General features: G+C 66.9%; 20 protein-coding genes and 1 rRNA gene. 13 read left to right on the forward strand and 8 right to left on the reverse strand.

Annotated features, from left to right (window positions below; translation table 11 throughout):
* Positions 1-250: 250 nt before the first annotated feature.
* From rrf to ACTHQS_RS00040, 8 genes are all read left to right on the forward strand, one after another.
* Positions 251-367: ribosomal RNA gene (rrf, locus tag ACTHQS_RS00005) — 5S ribosomal RNA — on the forward strand.
* 355 nt (positions 368-722) lie between these two features.
* On the forward strand, positions 723-1,481 hold the full coding sequence (locus ACTHQS_RS00010) for a LamB/YcsF family protein (protein WP_440164935.1): 759 nt from the start codon (positions 723-725) through the stop codon (positions 1,479-1,481).
* Positions 1,482-1,483: 2 nt separating this feature from the next.
* Positions 1,484-3,178 carry a 5-oxoprolinase/urea amidolyase family protein gene (locus ACTHQS_RS00015; RefSeq protein ID WP_440164937.1) on the forward strand — a complete coding sequence of 565 codons (1,695 nt, stop codon included), beginning with the start codon at positions 1,484-1,486 and terminating at the stop codon, positions 3,176-3,178.
* A complete protein-coding gene (locus tag ACTHQS_RS00020) occupies positions 3,171-4,937 on the forward strand; it encodes an acetyl/propionyl/methylcrotonyl-CoA carboxylase subunit alpha (RefSeq protein ID WP_440164939.1) in 1,767 nt (588 codons plus the stop codon). The genes ACTHQS_RS00015 and ACTHQS_RS00020 overlap by 8 nt, the downstream gene beginning before the upstream one ends.
* A 48-nt stretch (positions 4,938-4,985) precedes the next feature.
* Positions 4,986-5,663 (forward strand): GntR family transcriptional regulator, encoded by a 678-nt coding sequence (locus ACTHQS_RS00025; RefSeq protein WP_440164941.1) that lies wholly within the window; start codon positions 4,986-4,988, stop codon positions 5,661-5,663.
* A 211-nt stretch (positions 5,664-5,874) separates the two neighbouring features.
* Positions 5,875-6,588, forward strand: a complete 714-nt coding sequence (locus tag ACTHQS_RS00030) for a DUF969 domain-containing protein (RefSeq protein WP_159632746.1) — start codon at positions 5,875-5,877, stop codon at positions 6,586-6,588.
* Entirely contained in the window at positions 6,585-7,556 is a 972-nt protein-coding gene (locus ACTHQS_RS00035; protein WP_440164943.1) for a DUF979 domain-containing protein, read from the forward strand. The genes ACTHQS_RS00030 and ACTHQS_RS00035 overlap by 4 nt, the downstream gene beginning before the upstream one ends.
* 21 nt (positions 7,557-7,577) lie before the next feature.
* A complete protein-coding gene (locus ACTHQS_RS00040; protein ID WP_440164946.1) occupies positions 7,578-8,675 on the forward strand; it encodes a DUF2891 family protein in 1,098 nt (365 codons plus the stop codon).
* A 25-nt stretch (positions 8,676-8,700) separates the two neighbouring features.
* Here the strand turns inward: ACTHQS_RS00040 and ACTHQS_RS00045 are convergent, their stop codons facing one another.
* The gene (locus ACTHQS_RS00045) at positions 8,701-9,189 is read right to left on the reverse strand and encodes a hypothetical protein (protein WP_440164948.1); all 489 of its coding nucleotides are present in this window, start codon (positions 9,187-9,189) and stop codon (positions 8,701-8,703) included.
* 170 nt (positions 9,190-9,359) lie between these two features.
* Between ACTHQS_RS00045 and ACTHQS_RS00050 the strand changes: the two genes are divergently transcribed.
* The gene (locus ACTHQS_RS00050; RefSeq protein ID WP_440164950.1) at positions 9,360-9,620 is read left to right on the forward strand and encodes a hypothetical protein; all 261 of its coding nucleotides are present in this window, start codon (positions 9,360-9,362) and stop codon (positions 9,618-9,620) included.
* On the opposite strand, the gene ACTHQS_RS00055 is transcribed toward ACTHQS_RS00050, so the two are convergent.
* Positions 9,617-10,240, reverse strand: coding sequence for a hypothetical protein (locus ACTHQS_RS00055; RefSeq protein ID WP_440164951.1), 624 nt, complete (start codon positions 10,238-10,240; stop codon positions 9,617-9,619). The genes ACTHQS_RS00050 and ACTHQS_RS00055 overlap by 4 nt on opposite strands.
* A 141-nt stretch (positions 10,241-10,381) precedes the next feature.
* Between ACTHQS_RS00055 and ACTHQS_RS00060 the strand changes: the two genes are divergently transcribed.
* Both ACTHQS_RS00060 and ppsA read left to right on the forward strand, forming a co-directional pair.
* On the forward strand, positions 10,382-11,200 hold the full coding sequence (locus ACTHQS_RS00060; protein WP_440164953.1) for a pyruvate, water dikinase regulatory protein: 819 nt from the start codon (positions 10,382-10,384) through the stop codon (positions 11,198-11,200).
* A gap of 148 nt (positions 11,201-11,348) precedes the next feature.
* Positions 11,349-13,760 carry a phosphoenolpyruvate synthase gene (ppsA, locus tag ACTHQS_RS00065; RefSeq protein WP_440164954.1) on the forward strand — a complete coding sequence of 804 codons (2,412 nt, stop codon included), beginning with the start codon at positions 11,349-11,351 and terminating at the stop codon, positions 13,758-13,760.
* Positions 13,761-13,772: 12 nt separating this feature from the next.
* Here ppsA and ACTHQS_RS00070 read toward each other — a convergent pair whose 3' ends face one another.
* Complete coding sequence (locus ACTHQS_RS00070) at positions 13,773-14,207, reverse strand: ester cyclase (protein ID WP_440164956.1); 435 nt, start codon at positions 14,205-14,207, stop codon at positions 13,773-13,775.
* Between the two features lie 167 nt (positions 14,208-14,374).
* Here ACTHQS_RS00070 and ACTHQS_RS00075 point away from each other — a divergent pair, with 167 nt between their 5' ends.
* Positions 14,375-15,424: a helix-turn-helix transcriptional regulator gene (locus tag ACTHQS_RS00075; protein ID WP_440164958.1), complete on the forward strand. Its 1,050-nt coding sequence runs from the start codon at positions 14,375-14,377 to the stop codon at positions 15,422-15,424.
* Between the two features lie 16 nt (positions 15,425-15,440).
* Entirely contained in the window at positions 15,441-16,358 is a 918-nt protein-coding gene (locus ACTHQS_RS00080; RefSeq protein WP_440164959.1) for a CPBP family glutamic-type intramembrane protease, read from the forward strand.
* Position 16,359: 1 nt separating this feature from the next.
* Here the strand turns inward: ACTHQS_RS00080 and ACTHQS_RS00085 are convergent, their stop codons facing one another.
* From ACTHQS_RS00085 to ACTHQS_RS00105, 5 genes are all read right to left on the reverse strand, one after another.
* The gene (locus ACTHQS_RS00085) at positions 16,360-17,097 is read right to left on the reverse strand and encodes a hypothetical protein (RefSeq protein ID WP_440164961.1); all 738 of its coding nucleotides are present in this window, start codon (positions 17,095-17,097) and stop codon (positions 16,360-16,362) included.
* A gap of 116 nt (positions 17,098-17,213) precedes the next feature.
* A complete protein-coding gene (locus tag ACTHQS_RS00090) occupies positions 17,214-18,074 on the reverse strand; it encodes a carbohydrate ABC transporter permease (protein WP_440164963.1) in 861 nt (286 codons plus the stop codon).
* Positions 18,075-18,101: 27 nt separating this feature from the next.
* Positions 18,102-19,061 carry a carbohydrate ABC transporter permease gene (locus ACTHQS_RS00095; RefSeq protein ID WP_440164965.1) on the reverse strand — a complete coding sequence of 320 codons (960 nt, stop codon included), beginning with the start codon at positions 19,059-19,061 and terminating at the stop codon, positions 18,102-18,104.
* 61 nt (positions 19,062-19,122) lie between these two features.
* Positions 19,123-20,412, reverse strand: coding sequence for an ABC transporter substrate-binding protein (locus ACTHQS_RS00100; protein WP_440164967.1), 1,290 nt, complete (start codon positions 20,410-20,412; stop codon positions 19,123-19,125).
* Between the two features lie 38 nt (positions 20,413-20,450).
* On the reverse strand, positions 20,451-22,415 hold the full coding sequence (locus tag ACTHQS_RS00105) for a glycoside hydrolase family 127 protein (protein ID WP_440164969.1): 1,965 nt from the start codon (positions 22,413-22,415) through the stop codon (positions 20,451-20,453).
* Positions 22,416-22,457 lie beyond the last annotated feature (42 nt).

Below are 22,457 nucleotides of genomic sequence, written 5' to 3' on the forward strand. Positions count from 1 at the left end.
GGCCGGATGTGGAAGCGAGGACTAACGACTCGTGAAGCTGACCGGTACTAATAGGCCAACAACTTACACCACACAGAAACATACAAAATTCTGCTTGCGTCCACTATGTGGTTCCCAACCAACAACCCCCAACACGGGTTGATTGGCACACGGAACCAACACAATTGAATACAACACCACAAAGCTGTCCCCAGGGGCAGCGAGTTGTAACCACAGTTTTCCCAACCCTGCGGGGTGCGGGTGAAAGGGTTACGGCGGTCATAGCGTGGGGGAAACGCCCGGTCCCATTCCGAACCCGGAAGCTAAGACCCACAGCGCCGATGGTACTGCACCCGGGAGGGTGTGGGAGAGTAGGTCACCGCCGGAACAATCATTGAGGTCGAGGCCCCAACCACACGGTTGGGGCCTCCCACATTTAACAAACAAAACACCACACTCCGCAGCGAGCGGAACCCCGTCCCAGGGAAACCCTCAGGCCAGTGCCCCAACGCGCCATCACATCCTGCCCGGATTCCTCGGACCCGCCATCACTTCCCGCCCCGTACCGGACAGCATGTGATGCAGTTCGGGGAGAAGGGGCAGGATGTGATAGCGGGTAGGGGGAGAAGGGGCAGGACATGATGCCGCGTCGCGGAGAGGTTCGTAACGAGGATGATGGATTGTTGAACAATCCTGATTTTTAGGGCATTCTTGAAGGACACCAATCCGAGACGGAGATCACAATGCCCACCATCGACCTGAACAGCGACGTCGGCGAGTCCTTTGGGAACTGGTCCTTCGGCGATGACGCCGCCATTTTCGAGAGTGTATCCAGTGCCAACGTAGCCTGCGGCTTCCACGCCGGCGATCCCGTGGGCATCATGGCCACCTGCCAGGCCGCAGTGAAGGCCGGCGTCACTGTGGGTGCACACCCCGGGTACCGGGACCTGGCCGGATTTGGCCGCCGCTTCGTGGACATGACCCCGGAAGAGTTGACCGCTGACGTCGTCTACCAGATCGGCGCCGTCCAGGCAGTGGCCCTCGCTGCCGGAACTGCCGTCCGCTACGTCAAGCCCCACGGCGCCCTCTACAACACCATCGTGAACCACCCCAAGCAGGCCGGTGCAGTGGTCGCAGCGATCCTTGCCGTGGACCCCACGCTGCCCCTCATGGTGCTCCCGAACTCGGAGATCCAGCGCCAGGCCGAAGCTGGCGGACTGCGGACCGTGGCCGAGGCATTCGCTGACCGCGCCTACAACCCCGACGGCACCCTGGTGTCCCGCCGTGAACCCGGCGCCGTGCTGCACGAGGTGGCGGACGTCGTCGAGCATGTCCTGCGCCTGGCCACTGACGGGGTGGTCCGTGCCATTGACGGCTCCCTTGTCCCTGTCAAGGCAGAGAGCATTTGCCTGCACGGTGACACCCCCGGGTCCGTGGCCATGGCCGCTGCCGTCCGCGCCGCACTGGTGGACGCCGGCATCCGGATCCAGAGCTTCGCCTAGCCATGACCGCGCAACAGCATGAAGCCCGTACAGCATCACATGCGGTCCTGACCGGGATCCGCCCCGCCGGTGACAGGGCCATCCTGGTGGAGCTGCCGTCCCTGGACGCTGTCCTCAGCCTCCAGGCGCAGCTCACCGCCCATCCGCAGCCGGGCCAGGTCGACGTCATCGCCGCCGCCGGAACAGTGCTCATCACGGCGGACTCGCCCCAGGCAGCGCAGGCACTGGCCGCGTACGTCCGCAGCCTGGACCTGGATGCCCCCGCCGAAACCGAGAGCACGCTGGTCACTATTGACGTGGTGTACGACGGCGAGGACCTGGATGAGGTGGCAGCCCTCACCGGGCTGGACCGCGCCGGAGTGGTGGCAGCCCACACAGGCCAGCTGTGGACTGCTGCCTTCGCCGGCTTCGCTCCGGGCTTCGCCTACCTCACCGGCCAGGATTCCAGCCTGGAGGTCCCCCGCCGCCGCTCGCCGCGAACGGCTGTCCCCGCCGGAGCTGTTGCCCTGGGCGGCGCCTACTCGGCCGTCTACCCCCGGCAGTCGCCGGGCGGCTGGCAGCTGATCGGCCGGACCGGTGCGACCATGTGGGACCTGGACCGGCAAAGCCCCGCGCTGATCCGTCCCGGTGACACCGTCCGGTTCAATGCCGTCCGTGCCCAGGCCACGGTGACCGGCCACCAGCAGTCCAGTGCCGGCGAGACTCCAAACGAAGAGCCGGCCACCGAAGGGCTCGCCGTCCGCAAGCCCGGACTGCAGTCCACCATCCAGGACCTGGGCCGCCCGGGCTACGCATCGCTCGGCGTCAGCAGCGCCGGCGCCATGGACCGCGGAGCACTCCGCCGCGCCAACCGACTGGTAGGCAACGGCGAAGGCGACGCCGGCATTGAACTCCTCTTCGGCGGCCTCGAACTTGTTGCCCTCAGCGACCAGGTCCTGGCCGTCACCGGAGCAGCCGTTCCGCTCGAGATCACGCCCCCGGAAGGGCAGCGGGCTGGGGATGAGCAGGCCGCCATCGAAGCAGAACAGCGGACGACGGCGGTACGCCACCCTGCGTGCGACGCCCCCTTCGCCCTCCTGGCGGGGGAGCGGCTGACCGTGGGCACTCCCACCGCGGGCCTGAGATCCTATGTGGGTGTCCGCGGCGGACTCGGCGGACCCGAATCCCTGGGCAGCCGTTCCACGGACACCATGTCCGGCATCGGCCCCGAACCACTCCAAGCCGGCACCATCCTGCCCGTGCGGAATCCCAAACCCGGGAGCATCGTGGGGCACCCCGAGGTCTCGCCCCTCCCGGACCGGAACGAAGCCACCGTGCTGCGCGTGGTCCCCGGACCCCGGCAGGACTGGTTCAGCGAGGAAACCCTGCAGGACTTCCTCAATCAGGAGTGGACCGTCACACCCCAGTCGAACCGGATCGGACTCAGGCTGAACGGCCACGCGCTCACCCGAAACCGGGACGGCGAACTGGCCAGCGAGGGAACCGTCCGCGGCGCCGTGCAGGTACCTCCTGAAGGCCAGCCCGTCCTGTTCCTCTCCGACCATCCGGTGACCGGCGGATATCCGGTGGTTGCCGTCGTCGTCCACGCAGACCTGGACAAAGCCGCCCAACTTCCCCCGGGCACCACCGTGCGGTTCGCCGCCGCCACGCTCCCGGCAGAACTGCCCGAAACACCTAAGGAAAGCCCCCATGCGTAAAGTCCTCATTGCCAACCGAGGCGAGATTGCCGTCCGGATCGCCCGGGCCTGCGACGATGCAGGCCTGGAGAGCGTGGCCGTCTACGCGGATCCGGACTCGGACGCACTGCACGTCCAAGCCGCCACGGAGGCGTACGCGCTGCCCGGCTCCAGGCCCCAGGACACCTACCTGGACATCGAGAAAATCCTTGCCATCGCGGTGAAAAGCGGCGCCGACGCCGTCCACCCCGGCTACGGCTTCCTGTCCGAAAACGCAGGCTTCGCCCAGGCAGTCATCGATGCCGGGCTGACCTGGATCGGCCCCTCCCCGGAAACCATCCGGCTCCTGGGCGACAAGGTCAGCGCCCGCGAGGTGGCCGTCCGCGCCGGCGCTCCGCTGGCCCCGGGCAGCGACGGCCCGGTGGCCAGCGCCGCCGAGGTCCGGGCATTCGCCGAGCAGGTGGGACTCCCCGTCGCCATCAAAGCCGCCTTTGGCGGCGGCGGCCGCGGCCTGAAGGTGGTCCGGAACCAGGCCGATATCGAGGAGAGCTTCGACTCGGCGGTGCGCGAATCCCTGGCCGCCTTCGGCCGCAGCGAGTGCTATGTGGAGAAATTCCTTGACCGGCCCCGCCACGTCGAGGCCCAGGTCATCGCCGACACGCACGGCAACGTGGTGGTGGTGGGCACCCGCGACTGCTCGCTGCAGCGCCGCCACCAGAAACTCGTGGAGGAGGCTCCCGCGCCTTTCCTCACCCCCGACCAGCGGGCAGCTATCCATGCCTCGGCCAAGGCCATCTGCCGCGAGGCCGGCTACGTTGGCGCCGGTACGGTGGAGTACCTGCTGGACGGCAGCGGCTTCCTGAGCTTCCTGGAGGTGAACACCCGGCTGCAGGTGGAGCACCCCATCACGGAGGAGACCTCGGGCGTGGACCTGGTGGCCGCCCAGCTGGCCATCGCGGCGGGGGAGGAGCTGCCCATCCTGGAGGACCCGGAACCGCGCGGCCATGCGTTTGAGTTCCGGATCAACGCCGAGGACCCGGGCCGCGGCTTCCTGCCGTCCCCGGGCGCCGTCACGCAGTTCGATGTTCCCACCGGGCCCGGGATCCGCGTGGATACCGGTGTCCGCGCCGGTTCCGTGGTGCCGGGGCAGTTCGACTCCCTGCTCGCCAAGCTGGTGGTCACCGGCGCGGACCGGCAGCAGGCCCTTCGCCGCGCCCGCCGCGCTCTGCGCGAGCTCCGCATCGGCGGCCTGGCCACCGTGCTGCCGTTCCACCGGGCCGTGGTGGAGGCCCCCGCCTTCACCCGGGCCGACGGACTGGACATCTACACCACCTGGATCGAGAGCGAGTTCGCCACAGCCTTGGAGGCGGACCCGGCCTTCAGCCCCGCCGCCCCGGAGGAGCCCCGCCGGACTATCGGCATCGAGGTGGACGGCAAGCGGATGGAGCTGGGGCTGCCCAAGGCCCTGCTGGATTCACTGCTCGACGGCGGCGGCCGCCGGGGTGCAGCTGGCCGGGACGGTGCGGACGGTCCGCAGCAGACGGCAGGGGAAGAGGCGGAAAAGAACGACGGCGACCTGCTGGCCACCATGGCCGGTACCGTGGTCAAGTGGCTGGCCCAGCCCGGGTCCAGCGTCGAGGAGGGTGAGACGGTCCTGGTGCTCGAAGCCATGAAGATGGAGACCGCCGTCGCCGCCCACCGCGCCGGCACCTTGGGTGAGCAGTTCGCAGCGGCAGGGGACCCCGTCGCGCCCGGCCAGGTGCTCACCAGCATCGGGTGAGCGGGACGCCGGCGCGCCGGCACAGACCCGGGCCGATATCGTGGTGCCATGACGTTTGACGAGGTGCTGGCTGATCTCCAGGCCCAGGCCAGGACCACAAAGCACGCCGAAACGGGACTCTGGGTGGCCGCGCAGCTGCGCAGCCGCATCGAGGCCGGCAAGCTCAAGCCCGGCTCCAAGCTCGCGGAGGAAGCCCTCCGCGAGGCCCTTGGCGTGTCCCGCAACACCCTCCGGGAGGCGTTCACGGCGCTTCACGCCGAGCACATCGTTACCCGGATCCCCAACCGGGGTGTGTTCGTCGCCCACCCCACGGCCGATGACATCCGCGAGATCTACCGCGTCCGCCGCTTCCTGGAACCCGCGGCGGTGCTGTGGTCCGGAGAGACCTCGATGGAGCCCCTGGCGGCCATCATCAAGGCAGCGAGGGCCGCCGCCGTGGAGGGGGACATTCCCGGGATGGCGGGCGCCAACCAGGACTTCCACCGTGCCCTCGTTGACCGCGCCGGCAGTGAGCGGCTCAACCGCCTCATGGACCAGGTCCTGGCCGAGATGCGCCTGGTGTTCCACTCCATGGCCGCCAACCCTGCCTTCCATGAGCCGTACGTGGAGGACAACGCAAAAATAGTGGACCTCATGGAAGCCGGGAACCGGGCCGCGGCAGCGGACTTCCTCTCCGCCTACCTGGACCGCGCCGAAGCACAGCTGCTCGCCGCCGTCGAACGCTGACCGAGGCCCTTCCCGGGGAGGGGTTGCAGGATTGTTGAACAAAACGGTATGCTGTGGATCACACCGTTGTTCTGCAGCTCACTACATCCTGCAGCTCTGACGTAACCGGGGCTCCCGCCCCTCGGCGCCGCCCAACCATTCAACCGGGGCACGGACGCGCCGGCCCCCACTTTTCGCAGACCCGTCACGGGTCCCCTGGGAAGGGATAATCATGCTTGTACTCATCGGGGTGCTGCTGGTGATCGTTGGCTTCGCCATCCGCCTGAACCCCCTGATCGTCGTCACCGTCGCCGGCATCGTCACCGCGCTGCTGGGCGGGATGAACCCCGCACAGATCCTCGACTCGTTCGGCACCGGCTTCGCCAGCAGCCGTTCGGTCACCATCTTCGTGGCGGTGCTGCCGGTGGTGGGCATCATCGAGTACTTCGGGCTGCAGGAGCAGGCCAAGGTCCTCATCGGCCGCCTGGCCAAACTGACGGCCGGCCGCGTCCTGATCGGCTACCTTGCCGTCCGCCAGATCACCGCCGCCGTGGGCTTGAACAGCATCGGCGGCCATGCGCAGACTGTCCGCCCGCTGGTGTTCCCCATGGCCGAGGGTGCCGCGCTGCGCCGCTACGGGCACGTGCCGGAAAAGATCAGCGAGAAGATCAAGGGCCACTCCGCCGGTGCCGACAATGTTGGCGTGTTCTTCGGTGAAGACGTGTTCGTGGCCGTCGGCTCCATCCTGCTGATCACCACCTTCGTGGACACCACCTACCACCTGCACCTGGAACCGCTCCAGCTGGCCCTCTGGGCCATCCCCACCGCCATCGCCGCCTTCCTCATCCACGGCTTCCGGCTCCTGCGCCTGGACAAGCAGCTGGACAAGGAATACCGCGAGTACGAGCTCACCGCCCAGAAGGAAACCGCAGGAGAAGCCAAATGATCAACGTTGAAGCCGTCTACTGGCTGATCGGCCTGCTGTTCGTTGCCTGGGCATCACTGATTGCTGCCGATACCAACCATCCCCGCCGCTGGGGCAGCTCCGCTTTCTGGGGCCTGCTGGGCCTGTGCTTCTTCTACAGCACCTGGGTCCAGGCCGGCACCGCACCCGGGTGGATCCTGGGCGTCGCGGTCCTGGTCCTGGTGGTCTTGGCGTCCACCGGCCTGCTGGGGCACGGAAAGCACCGCACCTCCACCGGCCCCGAGCGCGAGGCCTTCGCGAAGCGCTTCGGCAACAAGCTCTTCATCCCGGCACTGACGCTGCCGCTGGTCACCGTCATCCTGGTCCTTGCAGCGCCCGTGCTGAACATCGGCGGCACCCCGCTGCTGGACCCCAAGAACACCACGCTGGTAGCCCTGGCCATCGGCGCCGTGGCCGCCGTCGTCGTCGCACTCCTCATCCTCAAGCCGAAGAACCCGGCGACGCCCATTTTCGAAAGCCGCCGCATCCTCGAGTCCATCGGCTGGGCCGCGCTGCTGCCGCAGATGCTCACCACGCTGGGCATCCTCTTCACCAAGGCAGGCGTGGGCACCGCCGTGGGCAACCTGGCCTCCGGTCTGCTGCCCAAGGGCTCGCTGATCGCCGGCGTGCTGGTCTACTGCATCGGCATGTTCCTCTTCACCGTGCTGATGGGCAACGGCTTCGCCGCCTTCCCGATCATGACCGCGGCGATCGGCTGGCCGGTGCTGGTGCAGACGTTCCACGGCGACCCCGCCATCGTCTTCGCCATCGGCATGCTGGCAGGTTTCTGCGGCACGCTCTGCACCCCCATGGCCGCCAACTTCAACCTGGTGCCGTCCGCGCTGCTGGAAATGAAGAACAAGTACGGCGTCATCACGGCGCAGGTGGGCACGGCCATCCCGCTGCTGGCCGTCAACATCGCGCTGATGTACTTCCTGGCCTTCCACTAAACCCCTTCGCAAAGGAGCACCATGGACAACGATCTTCGCGCACAGGCGGCACCGGATTACGCGGCCGTGGTGCTGGGTAACCTCGCCGAGCCCTTCCCGCACTCGGCGCACCACACCCAGGTTTCCGCCGAGGACCGGCCCACGCCGGAGCAAATCCACCCCGCGTTCTACACCTCCTTCGACTGGCACTCCTGCGTGCACATGCACTGGCTGGGAGCCAGCCTGCTGGGCGGCACCCCCCGGTCGCCTTCTGCCGGGGCTGCTCCGGAAGGAGCGTCCGACGTCGGCACGGCGGCCTGGGTGGACAGCTCCACCGAAGCGTCGCTCCGGGCAGCGCTGGGCGCTAACCTGACGCCGGCCAAGCTGACAGTGGAGCGGGACTACCTGGTAGCCAACCCGTCCTGGGAGCGGCCCTACGGCTGGGCCTGGCTGATGCGGCTGGCCGCCACGTGCTCTGCGTCCTCTGACTCGCAGCTCCGTGAATGGGGCACTGCCCTGGAGCCGCTGGTGGATGCCGTGGCGGAACTCAGTGTGGCGTGGATGGCCAAGGCCCAGTACCCGGTGCGGCACGGGCTGCACACGAACGCCGCGTTCGGCGTGGGCTACATGCTGGATGCCTTCCGGTCGCTCGGCCGGGCGGATGCTGCCGCGGCGTGCGAGGAAGCGGCCCGCACCTGGTTCGCGAATGACCGCGGCTGGCCGGGCGACTGGGAGCTCAGCGGCCAGGACTTCCTCTCCGCCGGCCTGAGCGAGGCGGACCTGATGCGCCGCGTCCTGTCCGCCGATGAGTTCGCCGCCTGGTTCGCGGCGTTCCTCCCCGGCCTTTCCTCGGAGTCGCGGATCCTGCAGCCTGTCAGCGTGACGGACGAGACCGACGGCTACCTGGTGCACCTCCACGGGCTGAACCTGACCCGCGCCGGACAGGTGGCCAGGATCATCGCCACCCTCCGCGAATCCTCCACGTCCGGGGCGTCCGCCGCGGCGGCTGTGCTCAACGAGGCCTTGGATCCGCTGTTGAAGGCCGGGCTTCGCGGGCTGGAGAGCGGCGACTTCATGTCCACGCACTGGCTGGCCAGCTTCGCCTGGGATGCGCTGGGCTCCGTGGCGGCGCTGGACTGAGCTGGCTGGGCGGCAGCCGTTCGCATCACGGAACGCGCAGGATGATCGGGGGAGTTGTCACAGGTCCGCCGCACTGTTCGGAACCGCCCACCCTGGTCCACACCAGGTCAGTCTCCTGCTCTGCAAGCACGGCGCGGTCGGTACTGAGGGCCCGCAGTGTCACGTGCTGCGGGAGCGGCGCCGACGAGACCGTGAAAGCCCACGTGTCAGGAGCCGTCCTGGTGCCGAGGAACGGGGCAGGGGTATGGGCGGAACCGGGAAGAGTTTCCGCGGGAGCCGCGGCACCCGGCACCACGGTTTTTATGGGCGCCGGCGGTCCGTAGTCCGGCTGCCTTTCTGAACACCCCAGGTCGCTGCACAGTTGGACCTCGTCCACGGCGGAATTCTCCCCGGCAAGCGTGACGGTAATGATGCTGGCGTATCCCACGGCCGGGCAGACTGTGCTGCATCCCGCTGCTGGCACCGCCGCCACCAGCAGCACCGCGATGTTCAGGATTCCCCACCCCCGCTTCATGCCTTGAGTGTAGGCTCCTGCGGACAGTCACACTTCGTGCCGCAGGCTCCCGTGGTGCCACCGGCCGCACCCCCGCGGTAGTCTTGGCCCACCACGCGTGGAGCGTGACCTGGGAGCAGCGGGCAGGGTTGTAATGAGCTGGCCACCGCCCGCGAGCCCGAGGAAAGCCGATGCCCCAGCACATCACGACCTGCCCGTCAGACCAAGCCGCAGCAGGGCAAGCCACCACGCCCAAGCCTCGGAGGAAGCGGACCAGGCATCCCCGGATCGCCGCGGGGGACAGAGTGCGCTTCGCCGAGGGAACCGTCTCCGGCACCGGGGTGGTGGACGCCGTGACGTCCGACTACTCCGTTATCTGGGTGTGGACCGACGAAGGCCAGGGCCGGCGGATGTTCCTGCAGGGGTACGGAAGCATCGTGTCCGCCGTCTAAACCGGCCAGTACTGCTGAACGGACGCCGCTGCCCGACGCAACGCCCCGCCGTCGAGCATCAATGACGTTTCCTCCAGGCCGAAATCCGTCCACTGGCACACCAGCCGGAGTTCCCCGGCAGGCGGGAGCGGCCAGAGCCAGAGCGTGCCGGTGCCGGAGAACTCGTCGTCGCCGCCGCTGCCTCCGCCGTTGTTGAGAACCAGGACGGGAGGCTCGGGCTGATGATCACGTTCCATGAAGACATGGGGACCCATTGCTCCGGAACTGGCTTTGGCGCCGTCCGGAAATTCGACGCCGAACATCAGGCCGGTCTGCTTCCCGCTGCCGCGGCGGATCCCCATGCCCGGCTGGAAGAACAGGTGCTGCAGGTCGGCCCAGTCCTCGTCGGACTGATCTGCGCGGCGGAAAAGCCAGGACAAACTGAATGCGCAGCCGGTGGAAAAGACGTCGGCGCTCTTGACCGCCACCACCATTTCAGGGGTCCGGCTCACGAACTCGCCCAGGTGGACAACGGCGGGCAGTTCATACAAGGGGGCGCCCGCCCACGGGGGCGGCACGAACCGTGCCGACCGCGACCGCAGCGGCAGGGGAGGGGTGGGGAAGTCCTTGAAGAAGGTCATGGTGGTCCTTGAAATCCGCTGGCTGCGACCGACCAGCGGAACGGCGGCAGCGCCGCCCTGGATCCCCCAATCCGTCCTTACCCCGCCAGTCTAGCGTCGGCCGATACGCTGCCACCCGCCGTCGGGCGCTAAAGTCGTGCCATGACCACTGCTGCTCTACGGCCTGTCTACTTCCTGTCGGACAGTACCGGCATCACCGCGGAAACCTTGGGGAATACGCTGCTGACGCAGTTCCCGGTGGACAATTTTGACCGCGTGACCATCCCCTTCATCACCACGGCGGAACAGGCCCGGTCCGTAGTGCGGACCATCGACGGCCTGGCTGCTACCGGGCCCCAGCCGCTGGTCTTTTCCACCGCCGTCAGCAGCGAAATCAGGCAGATCCTGGCCGGCTGCAAGGGCGTCATCGTGGACCTGATCGGAACGCATGTGGGGGTCCTGGAACAGGCGCTCGGGGCACCGGCCAGCGGCGAACCGGGCAGGGCGCACGGGTTGGGGAACGCCGCCCGCTACCAGTCCCGGATGGCCGCGGTGGAGTACGCGATGGAGCACGACGACGGCCAGAGCCTGCGTGCGCTGGAGAAGGCCCAGGTGATCCTGGTGGCCCCGTCCCGGTGCGGCAAGACGCCCACCACCATGTACCTGGCCCTGCAGCACGGGATCTTCGCCGCAAACTTTCCGCTGGTGGATGAAGACTTCCAGCGTGACGGGCTGCCCAAGCCGCTGCGGCCTTTCGTGTCGAAGTGTTTCGGCCTCTCCTCCAACCCGTTAAGGCTCAGCCAGATCCGCACCGAGCGGCGGCCCAGCTCGGCGTATGCGTCGCTGCGGCAGTGCGGTTTTGAGCTGCGCAGTGCCGAGCAACTGTACGTTTCGCACCGGATTCCATACCTTAACTCGGCCACCGTGTCCGTGGAGGAAATGGCAGCCACCATCCTGCAGCGGATGAACCTCAAGCACTAGCAAAAAAATTCACAAACGTGGTGTGGCGCACATCATGTGGAAACTGTGCGGCAGACCTGAAACTGTGGACAGGATCTTTTCTTCCGGCCGGCACTACCGTGTCCGGGCGGCCACGCCTACGCCACCCCACTGCAAAGGAGCAGCAATCATGACGACAGACGTTCTGTGGTTCTCTGAACTTGGACTCAAGGACCTGGACAAGGTGGGCGGCAAGAACGCCTCCCTGGGCGAGATGGTGCAGAACCTGACTTCTGCCGGCGTCCAGGTTCCGGACGGGTTCGCCACCACGGCGGACGCATACCGCAGGTTCCTGTCCGATTCAGGCCTGGACCAGAAGATTGCCGACCGGTTGGTGGGGCTGGACACCGATGACGTGACGGCCCTGGCCGCGGCCGGCCAGGAAATCCGCTCCCTGGTGCGCGACACGCCTTTCCTGCCGGACTTCGAGGCGCAGGTCCGCGAGGCGTACCAGCAGCTGGTGGACAAGCACGCCGGCTCCGCCGACCTGTCCTGGGCTGTCCGGTCCAGCGCCACGGCCGAGGACCTTCCCGACGCCTCGTTCGCCGGGCAGCAGGAAACCTTCCTGAACGTCCGCGGGATCGAGAACATCCTGCAGGCCATCAAGGACGTCTTCGCCTCGCTCTACAACGACCGTGCCATCGCCTACCGCGTGCACCACAAGTTCGAGCACGCCGAGGTGGCACTCTCCGCCGGCATCCAGCGCATGGTGCGCTCCGACGTCGGCGCTTCCGGCGTCATGTTCACCATGGACACCGAGTCCGGCTTCCAGGACGCCGTGTTCGTCACCTCCTCCTACGGGCTGGGCGAAGCCGTGGTGCAGGGTGCCGTGAACCCGGATGAGTTCTACGTGTACAAGCCCGCCCTGGCCGCCGGCCGTCCCGCAATCCTCAAGCGCGGCCTGGGCGAGAAGGCCCTGCAGATGACCTACACCGACAGCAGCGAGATCGGCCGCACCATCGATTTCGTGCCGGTGGAGGAGTCCCTGCGCTCGCGCTTCAGCCTGACGGACGACGACGTGGAGCAGCTTGCGCGGCACGCCGTCGCCATTGAGAAGCACTACGGCCGCCCCATGGACATTGAGTGGGGCAAGGACGGGACCGACGGCGGCCTGTACATCCTGCAGGCGCGCCCGGAAACCGTGCAGTCCCGCCGCGCCCCCGGCAGCATGAGCCGGTTCCGCCTGAACGGCACCGGCCCCGTCCTGGTCGAAGGCCGCGCCATCGGCCAGCGCATCGGCGCAGGCAAGGTCCGGATCCTCACCGCCATCGACCAGATGGCTTCCTTCCAGACCGGCGACGTCCTGGTGGCCGACATGACCGATCCCGACTGGGAACCGATCATGAAGCGAGCCTCCGCGATCGTCACCAACCGCGGCGGACGCACCTGCCACGCCGCGATCATCGCCCGCGAACTGGGGATCCCCGCCGTCGTCGGCACCGGCAACGCAACTGACGCCCTGTCCGACGGCCAGGAAGTCACCGTGTCCTGCGCCGACGGCGAGACCGGCGCCATCTACGAGGGCCTGCTGGACTTCAGCGTCGAGGAAACCGGCATCACCCAGATGCCCGAGGCCCCGGTAAAGGTCATGATGAACGTGGGCACGCCGGAACAGGCGTTCACGTTCGCGCAGCTGCCCAACCACGGCGTGGGCCTGGCCCGGCTGGAGTTCATCATCAACCGGCAGATCGGCATCCACCCCAAGGCCCTGCTGAACCTTGACAGCCAGCCGGAGGACGTGGCCGCCCAGATCCGGGAGCGGATCAGCGCCTACGACAGCCCCCGCGACTACTACATCAAGCGGCTGGCCGAGGGCGTGGCCACCATCGCCGCGGCGTTCGCGCCGGAACCGGTGATCGTGCGCATGTCCGACTTCAAGTCCAACGAGTACGCCAACCTGATCGGCGGTCCGGCCTACGAGCCGCACGAAGAGAACCCGATGATCGGCTTCCGCGGAGCGTCCCGCTACCTGGAACCGTCCTTCCGGGACTGCTTCGATCTCGAGTGCGAGGCGCTGTCCTTCGTCCGCAACGAGATGGGCCTGACCCACGTCAAGCTGATGATCCCGTTCGTGCGCACGCTTGACGAGGCGCAGGGCGTCATCGAGCTGCTCGCCGAGAACGGCCTGCGCCGCGGCGAAAACGGCCTTGAGGTCATCATGATGTGCGAGCTGCCGTCCAACGCGCTGCTGGCCGACGAGTTCCTGGAGTACTTCGACGGCTTCTCCATCGGCTCCAACGACATGACCCAGCTGACCCTGGGCCTGGACCGCGACTCGGCCATCGTGGCCAACAGCTTCGACGAGCGGGACGCTGCCGTGAAGAAGCTGCTCAGCATGGCCATCAAGGCCTGCCGGGCCCGCGAAAAGTACGTCGGCATCTGCGGCCAGGGCCCCAGCGACCACGCGGACTTCGCCGAGTGGCTGGTGCAGGAAGGCGTCAACTCCGTTTCGCTGAACCCGGACACCGTGGTGGACACCTGGATCCGGCTCGCCGGGGCGGCGGAGCCGGCCTCGGACGTTTCCGCGGCCGCCGGCGTTTAGCCGGTAGCCCCCTTACCCCTGGGCCGGCTCGGGCAGCAGCCCGAGCTGGCCCAGGAGTTCCATCTGGTCGAAGTACGCGTGGTGTTCCGTGATCACGCCTGCCTCCACTCTGGCAACGTCGCAGCTTCGCACCCTGACCTGCCTGCCGGCGGGCGGCAGCGTACCGCCGGCAGGGAGCCTCAGCTGCCCGGTGTTCGTGCCAACAACAAAGCCTTCCACGACGGCCACGGCACCAGCCTCATGCGTGGCCAGCCGTTCGTACGTGACGTCCGGCATGGCTTCCCAGAAGTGGAAGAAATAGTCCGCGATTGCCTCCCTGCCGCTGATCCCGGCCTGGTCCGGAGTCCGGATTACGGCGTCGACGGCGTAGCAGTTCTCCAGCGTTTCCTTGTCCTTTGCGTCCATGGCCGCCATCAGCCGGTCCATGACGTCGCGTGCCTGTCCCATTACAGCCTCCATTGATGCTTCGGCGCCCGGCACGGCGCCGGCGTCATGAAGGAAAAGTACGACGGCGGCGGGCAGCCCGGCGATCCCCTCACCGGGCGTTTCGGGGGAAGCCGGAAACCCCCAAATTGGGGGATTGCCGCACCGCCGGCCGGGACGATACTGGAGGTATGTGGGAGGAACGCGCGGAGCGTGCCCGGCGGGACGTCGCCGCAATGGCCGCCGGCGGGATGGACCTGGCCGACCTCTACACCTCGGCACTCGCCGTCGTGCAGCGGGAGGTGCCGTTCGAGCAGGGATGCTGGGCCGCCGTCGACCCCGACTCCATGGTGATGACGTCCATCATCAACTGGCAGCCGTGGCCGGTCAGCGGGCACCAGTTTGAGGAGTACTTCCTGCGCTTTGCCCAGTCCGAATACACGGGCCGGGAGCCGAACACTTTCGTGGAACTGCTGCGGCGTCCCCGCCCCATCGCCAGGATTTCTGACGCGCTGCACCGGGACGTGGTCAGCAGCGTCCGGATCAACGACCTGCTCAAGCCCCTGGGCCTGGAACATGAGCTGCGGGCCGCGTTCCGGGTGGACGAGGCGTGCTGGGGGGTGGGCAGTATCTTCCGGGAGGGCGGCCGCGACTTCACCGACCGGGAGGTGGAATTCCTGGCTGCGGTGTCCGCCACCCTGGCTGCGGCGACCAGGGCGGCTGTCCGCGTGGTGCACCCAACGGGACCCGCCGGCGTCGGGCCTGTCATTGTCCTTGCCGGGCTGCACGGCGACCTGCGGGCAGCGACGCCCGCCGCCGCCTCCTGGCTGGCCGCGGTGGAGGACGTAGCACCCGGCCGCTTCAGCCAGATCCTCTATTCCGTCGTGGCACAGGCGCATGCCGCGGTGTCCGGAACTGCCCGGGCGAGGATGCGGGACGCCGGGAACAACTGGGTAGTGCTGCAGGCCAGCCGGCTGATCACCGGCGATGACCCGGAGCAGATGGTGGTCACCGTGGAACCTGCCACCACCCATGAACTCGCGGGCCTGCTGCTGATGGCGTACGGCGTTACGGCCCGGGAGCGGGACGTCTGCCTGGAGGTGCTGTCCGGTGGTTCGACAGCGGAGATTGCCGGGCGCCTGTTCATCTCCCCGCATACGGTGCACGACCACCTGAAGTCGGTCTTCGAGAAGGTGGGCGTTGGGAGCCGGGGGGAGCTGGTGGCGCGGCTGGTGGCCTGAATCGCGGGAGGTTCCGATGCATGCCCTGACGACATCGGTGCGAACCCACCCGCTGCCGTGGTTCTTCGGCGTGACCTTCCTCCTGTCCTGGGGCGCCATCGTGACGGCCGTGTGGGTGGTCACCGGGGGCCTCTCGCCCACACCGGAACAGTTCCAGCGCACCATCCCCGCCACCGTGCCGGCCATGCTGCTGGGACCCGCGGTGGCGAGCCTGGTCCTGACCGGGTTCGTGTCGGGCAGGGAAGGGTACCGGGAGCTCTGGGCACGTCTGCTCACTTGGCGGGTCGACCGGCGCTGGTACCTCTTCGCCCTGCTGGTCGCTCCCGTGACGCTGGCCGCCCCCGTGCTGGTGCTCTGGATATCCTCCCTGGATTATGCGCCTCGGATCGCCACGGAACCGGACAGGGCCGGGACACTCGTCACCGGCGTTGTGCTGGGGCTGGTGGTCGGGCTTCTCGAGGAGATCGGCTGGACCGGGTTCGCCGTTCCCAGGGCCAGGCAGCATTACAGCGTTCTCTGGACCGGCGTCCTGGTGGGGGTGGTGTGGGGCGCCTGGCACTTCTTCGTAAACTACTGGGGCGGCGGCGGGACGAACGGGGGCGTGCCCCTGGCAATCTTCATGTCGCTGTGGGTTGCCGCTGTCTTGGCCGGCCAGCTTACGGCCTACCGGGTGCTCATGGTTTGGGTCTATGACCATACGGGGAGCCTGCTCGTGGCGGCGTTGATGCACGCCAGCCTGTCGGCATTCCAGTTCATCCTCAACCCGCTGGCACCGGGAGTTCCCCAGCAGGTCTACCCGTGGGGGCAGGCGGCCATCATGTGGCTGCTGGTTGCCGCCGCGGCACTGACCAGCCGGGGTGAAATGACAGGTCCGCGGCGGTTCCGGCCGATCCACGTCCGGTCCCGGCACCGGCCACCGCGAAGGCGGAGGTAGCCTACAACGACTTGCGGGCGGTCGCCGCGAGATGCTGCGCGGGATCGAACCGGTCGAAGGATGAGGAGCCAATCACGAAGATGCCGCGCTGGGGGATCCAGAAGTCACCCAGCCGGGTCTGTGTCTGCAGGGCCTGCGGAGCGCCCAGGTCTTCGCCGCCGAGGGTTGCGGTGCTGCGGGAGATGAACCACATGCGCCGGGGTTTGGCCCGGAACCCCTGTTTGTTGGGTACCCGGCCCGTGAGCCCGAGGCGTCCCGCACTGAGCATGGGGCCGGCGGCGGAACCCATGGTTTTCAGGAACGCCTTGTTGGACAGGAGCCTGTTGGGCAGCGCCGTCATCACTGCGCTCATGGCGGCAGTAATGGGCGTTGATTCGAGTTCCACATTCCAGGTGAGGTCTACGTCCTGGCCAACGGCCACGGTGAAGGATGTGTCGCCGGTCCAATCGACGCTGACGTCGCACTGGAAAGCCTCCTCGAGGTCCGCACTGAAATAGCGGGCGCAGGAGACGTCGGGTGCAGCGCTCGCATAGATGGTCCAGGAGCCGGAGGGGCGGCGGAGCCACACCGAGGTGTAGCCCGGCCCCACGCTGGTCACCGGGAAACGCCGCATGGCCAGGACGTGGCCCGTGCTGAAGGTCAGGCCCATCACGCCGTATCCGGAGAACCGCTCGTCGTCTCCGGGGGTGAGCGTGGCGTGGTGTTCCGCCTCGAGGGCCTGCGTCCGGATGGTCTTCATGGCTTCCCGCCTCCGCATGAATGGTGGGCTGAGTTTACGCCCGGCCCCGCACAGCTACAACGGCCTGGAGTGCTCGCTTGGTCTTACGTGCAGGCTTCCTTTGCCGTGCGGCAGGCCTACTTCATCGCGCCCGTGAGCATGCCTCCCACATAGTACTTCTGGAGCAGGACGTAGATAACGATGCAGGGAACGATGGTCACCGCGACGCCGGCCTGCAGCGCCCCCCAGTCCAACGTCCCAAAGGTGCCGCTGGAGAGCACGTTCAAGGCAACGGGAAGGGTGTACTTGGACTGGTCCGTCATCAGGATCAGCGCTGCGAAGAACTCGTTCCACGAGGCGAAGAAAGTGAACAGCGCCGTGCTGATGACGCCCGGGATGGCCACCGGAAGCAGCACCCGGACCATCGCCCGCAGCACCCCGCACCCATCCACCAGAGCGGCTTCCTCGATGCTCGACGGCAGGGCGGCAAAAGAGTTCCGCATCAGGAAGATGCCAAAGGGCAGGTTGAAGGTGGTGTACACGAGCATCAGGCCCACGAGGTTGTTGGTCAGGCCGATCTGGTGCAGCACCAGGTACAGCGGAGTGATGACCGCCTGGAAGGGAATCATGAAAGTGGCAAGCGTGGCAAAGAACAGCAGGTTGCTGCCCCGGAACCGGAGCCTGGCGAACCCGTAGCCGGCGAGTGTGCTCAGCACGATGGTCAGGAGGGTGGCACCAATGGAGACCAGGACGCTGTTGCCCAGCTGCTGGATGAAGCCCGCGCCGCCGTTCTCGTTGGTGAAAAGCTTGGCGAAGTTCCCCCACGAGAAAGTACCGGGGAACAGCGTCGGCGGCGCGGCAGCGGCCTCGGCGGGGGACTTGATGGACTGGGAGACCACCACCCAGAACGGATAGAGGAACAGTGCCGCGAGGCTGATGTTGATGATCCACCAGGCTGCGCGGGGCACCGGGCGGAGACTGGACTGCAGTGAAGTCATGGAGGGGTCCGTTTCCGATGTGGTGGACTAGTTGTGATCCGAGTTGCGAAGGATGAGCATCTGGACGGCGCTGACGAGGGCGAGCACGATCATCAGCAGAGCCGAAAGCGCGGCGCCGTAGCCGAGCTGGAAACCCTGGAAGGAAACCCGGTAGATGTGGTACACCGCGGTAATGGTCTGGTTTGCCGGACCGCCGCTGGTCATAATGTAGAACTGGTCGAAGGCAAGCAGGGAGCCGGCCACTGAGAAGACGAGCACCAGGGCGAGGGTGGGCCGCAGCAGCGGCAGGATGATGTACCGGAACACCTGCGTCCGGCTGGCACCGTCGATCCTGGCCGCCTCTTCGAGTTCAACGGGAATGGACTGCAGCCCCGAGTTCAGCAGCAGCATCTGCATGCCGGCAACCTTCCAGACCACCATCGCGCACACGATGCCCAATGCGGTGGCGAAGGTACCAAACCAGTTGTCCGAGTGGGAGGCCAGGCCGCCGCGGGTGAGCAGGTCCAGCATGGGCCCGATGTTGGGCTGGGCCATGAAGAGCCACAGGTAGCCGGCGGCGGCGAAGCCGACCACTACCGGCAGGAAGTAGATGGACTGGAAGACCCTGGATGCTTTTCCGGGGCGCCGGATCAGCAGTGCCAGCGCGATTCCGATCACCAGCAGCAGGGGAGTCATGATCAGCGTATAGAGCAGGGTGAACCCGGCCGCCCGCAGGAAGTCCTGGTCCTGGAATGCGGCCGCGTAGTTGCCGAGTCCGATGAAGCTGATCTTTCCAAGCAAAGGCCAGCGGTTCAGGGACATCCACAGCATCAGGACCACGGGTAGGAAGAAGAAGACGGTGAGGAGGATCAGCGCGGGGCTGACCACCGCGGCGCCGAGCCTGCTGCGCGAGGTGGAAAGGGTCCGGCGGCGCCGTTGGGGGCGCGGGGGCACCGACGGGCGTCCGGATTTTCCGGGCCGCGCCGTCATGAGGGTGTTGTGTGCCAAGGTAGTTCTCCTTTAGGACAAGACGGGTGCTGCCGCGGCCCGCGGCAGCACCCGTGGAATGTCAGGGTCCGGTCTGGATGATCTGCTGGGCAGCCTGCTGCGCCTTCTGCTGCGCGGCCTGGACGTCGCCGCCGAAAACGGCCTCGTTGATCATGGTGGCCCATGGCCCGTTGTTGTCGTTGAACAACTTGTTTTCCACGACGCTGTACGGGGTCTTTCCGGTCTCCAGGGCCTTGCTGAAGATCTCGTTGCGGGGATCCGCCGAGGCATACACGCTCTTCACGAGGTCGGTCCGGACCGGAACGATGGAGTTCTTGGCCAGCAGGGTCTGGGCCTCGTCGCCGGTGGCCCACTTCACGAAGTCCCATGCTGCAGGCTTGTTCTTCGACCCTGTGGTGACCGCGATGTTGTCACCGCCCGCGAAGGAAGCGGACCCCCCGTTCTCGCCAGGGATGGGGGCGATGCCGTAGTCGATCTTCTTGTCCGTGTTCAGGGTCTGCGTGAAAAAGGCGCCGAGCACCACCATGCCCACTTTTCCGGCCTGGAACAGGGCTGGCTGGGCTGTGCCGGAATCGGTCTTCGCCGCCTCAGGCATCACGCCGGCGTCGTGCATCTGCTTGTAGAACGTCAACGCCTTGGTTACCTCTGGGGAATCCAGCTTGGCAGTCTTGCCGTCGGCGGAGAGCACGTCGCCGCCGCTGGCCCAAACGCTGGGCGTGAACTCGAAGATGTTGCAGCCGCCGCATTGTCCGGCCATGGTAAAGCCATAGGTGTCGGGGCCCAGCGCGCGGATCTTCTTTGCTGCGTTGAGGATCTCCTCGTAATTCGCCGGCGGCTTGGCCGGATCCAGGCCTGCCTTTTGGAAGAGTTCCTTGTTGTAGAACAGCACGGACGCTTCCGCCGTGAAGGGCAGGGCATAGGTCTTGTCCTCCCAGGTGGAGAGGCGCGCGTGGGAGGGGCTGAGCTTGTCCTTGTATGGCAGCTTGGATGCCTCGTCCGTGATGTCCTGCAGGACGCCGGTGGAGGCGAAGTAGGGAAGGTAGACCAGGTCGATCGATGCCACATCCGGTCCCGACCCGCCGGCGCTGGCGGTGCCGAATTTCTGTACGAAATTCCCGCTGGGAACGATGGTCACCTGGACCTGCGCCTTGTGTGACTTGTTGTACGCATCCGCAAGGATGTCCATGAACCCTTTCTGCGAATCGCGTGCCCAGAGCGTGATGGTACCGCTGGCCTCCTCGCCGGAGGAGGCCTGCAGCGAGTCTGAGCTGGAGGATCCGCCGCAGCCTGTGGCTGTGAGGGTGAGGGATGCCGCCAGCGCCAGTGCTGCGGCGAGTTTTGTCCGTTTCATTTGCCGTTCCTCTTCATAGGGATGGGGTGGAGGTGCAACTAGGCGACGGGGATCCAGACCCGCATGGCGGCAGGGCCGCGGTTGGCCCAGCGGAAATACGGAATGGCAGTCAGCGGAACGGGACTCTGCTCCGTGGTACCAGCTCCGCTGCTGTAGAGCGGCCGCTGCCCGGCTTGGCGGGCTATACCTGCGGCCTTGAGGGCGGTGCGCACCCCCGGGATGCCCTCCGCCGGGACGATTTCCACCGGAGCGGACGTGTCGATGGCGAGGTCTTCGAGTACCACGCCATCTGGCTGGTCATGCTGCTCCAGGCAGTAGACCACCGGCCCGCGCACCAGGGCGACGGTTCCGCGCACGGCGTCCACGTGGGGGTGAGCGCTAACAATACGGACCGGCATGGGCAGGGTGAGCAGAACTGTGGTGCTGCCTTCCCAGTTCCGGCGCAAACGGACGTAGCCTGACGCGTCCGGCACTGCTTCCACCGCTGTGCCGTCGATGGCCACCTGCGGGTCCTCGCACCAAGCAGGGACGCGTACAGAAAGTGTCCACTCGCCGGCAGGGGCCGTAACCTCAATGCTGGCTTTTTCGTCCCACGGGTATTCAGTTGAGGTGGCAACCGTTACTTCTCCGCCGAAGGGTTCGCCTGACGCCCGCACCTCGCCGTCGTGCAGCAGTTGAAGCTGCAACCCGGATTCATCCTGCGTGGCCACGTAGTGGTGCAGGGATGCCACCAGGCGCGCCAGGTTCGGCGGGCAGCAGGCGCATGCGTACCAGGACAGGCGTTCCGACGGCGCGTCCTCGGTGGATCCGTCATGGCCTGTACGCAGCTGCAGGGGATTGGAATAGAAGAAGCTGTTGCCCTCAACGGAGGTCGAAGCGGCGATCCCGTTGTAGAGTGCACGCTCCATCTCATCGGCGTATTTGCCGTTGCCGGTAGCGAGCAGGAGCCGCCAGCTGAAGTGCAGGCTCGCGATGGAGGCGCACGTCTCGGCATAGGCGCGGTCCGGCGGCAGCTCAAAGGCGTCGCCGAATGCCTCGTCCCGGTGGCGCGATCCCAGGGCACCTGTCAGGTAGGCCTTTTGGGTGAATATGTTCTCCCAGAGCGACTCGGCGGCCTCCAGCAGGGACGCATCGCCGCTTTCGAGGTAGGCATCGGCTACTCCCGTGGAGAGGTAGACCTGGCGCACCGCGTGCCCTGTTGCCTCGTGGGCGGCCTTGCGGATGGGAAGGTGGTCCTGGAAATACTGGCGGCCGAACCGGTCGTCGGGAAGGATGCCGTGGCCGCGCAGGTCCAGCTGGCGGACTGCGGTATCGAGGTAGCGCTTGTCTCCGGTCACCCGGTAGAGCTCCACCAGCGCCGTTTCCACTTCCGGGTGTCCGTCAATCTTTTCGACGCCGCCCGGGCCGAAGGTCTCCACGATGCAGTCAGCCACCCGGCGGGCGACCTCCACAACGGTTCCGTTTCCGGTGGTGCGGGCCACTGCCACAGCGGCTTGCAGCAGGTGGCCGGCCGTGTACAGTTCATGGCTCCATTGCAGCTTGTCCCAGCGCTGGCCGGGCTCAACACCTTGGACCCACGTGTTCAGGTAGCCGTCCGGCTCCTGCACTTTGGCGAGCAGTGCACCCATCGATTCCAGGTACTCTTCCCAGCGCGGGTCCGCCTGGCGGCCGGCCTCCCACCCCACCGCTTCCAGCGTCTTGTACAGGTCTGTGTCCTGGAACCAGAAACCACGGAACGACGCGTCGCTCTCTCCCGCCAGTCGCCGGAAGTTGTCCAGCGCGCCGCTGGATTCCACATTCGCTATGCAGTGGGGAATGGTGGCAGTCCGGTTTAGCTCCTGCCAACTGCCCAGGTGTCCCTCCGGGCGCAGCCGCGCCGAGTGGAAGGCCAGCGGGCGAACCGCATAATGTCCGGACGCCGTCGCCCCGACTGGCCCCGCTGCCGTCCCGTTGCCGGCTCCCCGGCCTGCAGCCGGTGCCGGAATATCGTGAACAGATGTCATCAATGACCTCTTTCATAATCTGAATCGAAGGGTGATGCGACA

Origin of the sequence: Arthrobacter sp. SAFR-044 (genome assembly GCF_051965175.1) — a bacterium.
Classification (GTDB): Bacteria; Actinomycetota; Actinomycetes; order Actinomycetales; family Micrococcaceae; genus Arthrobacter.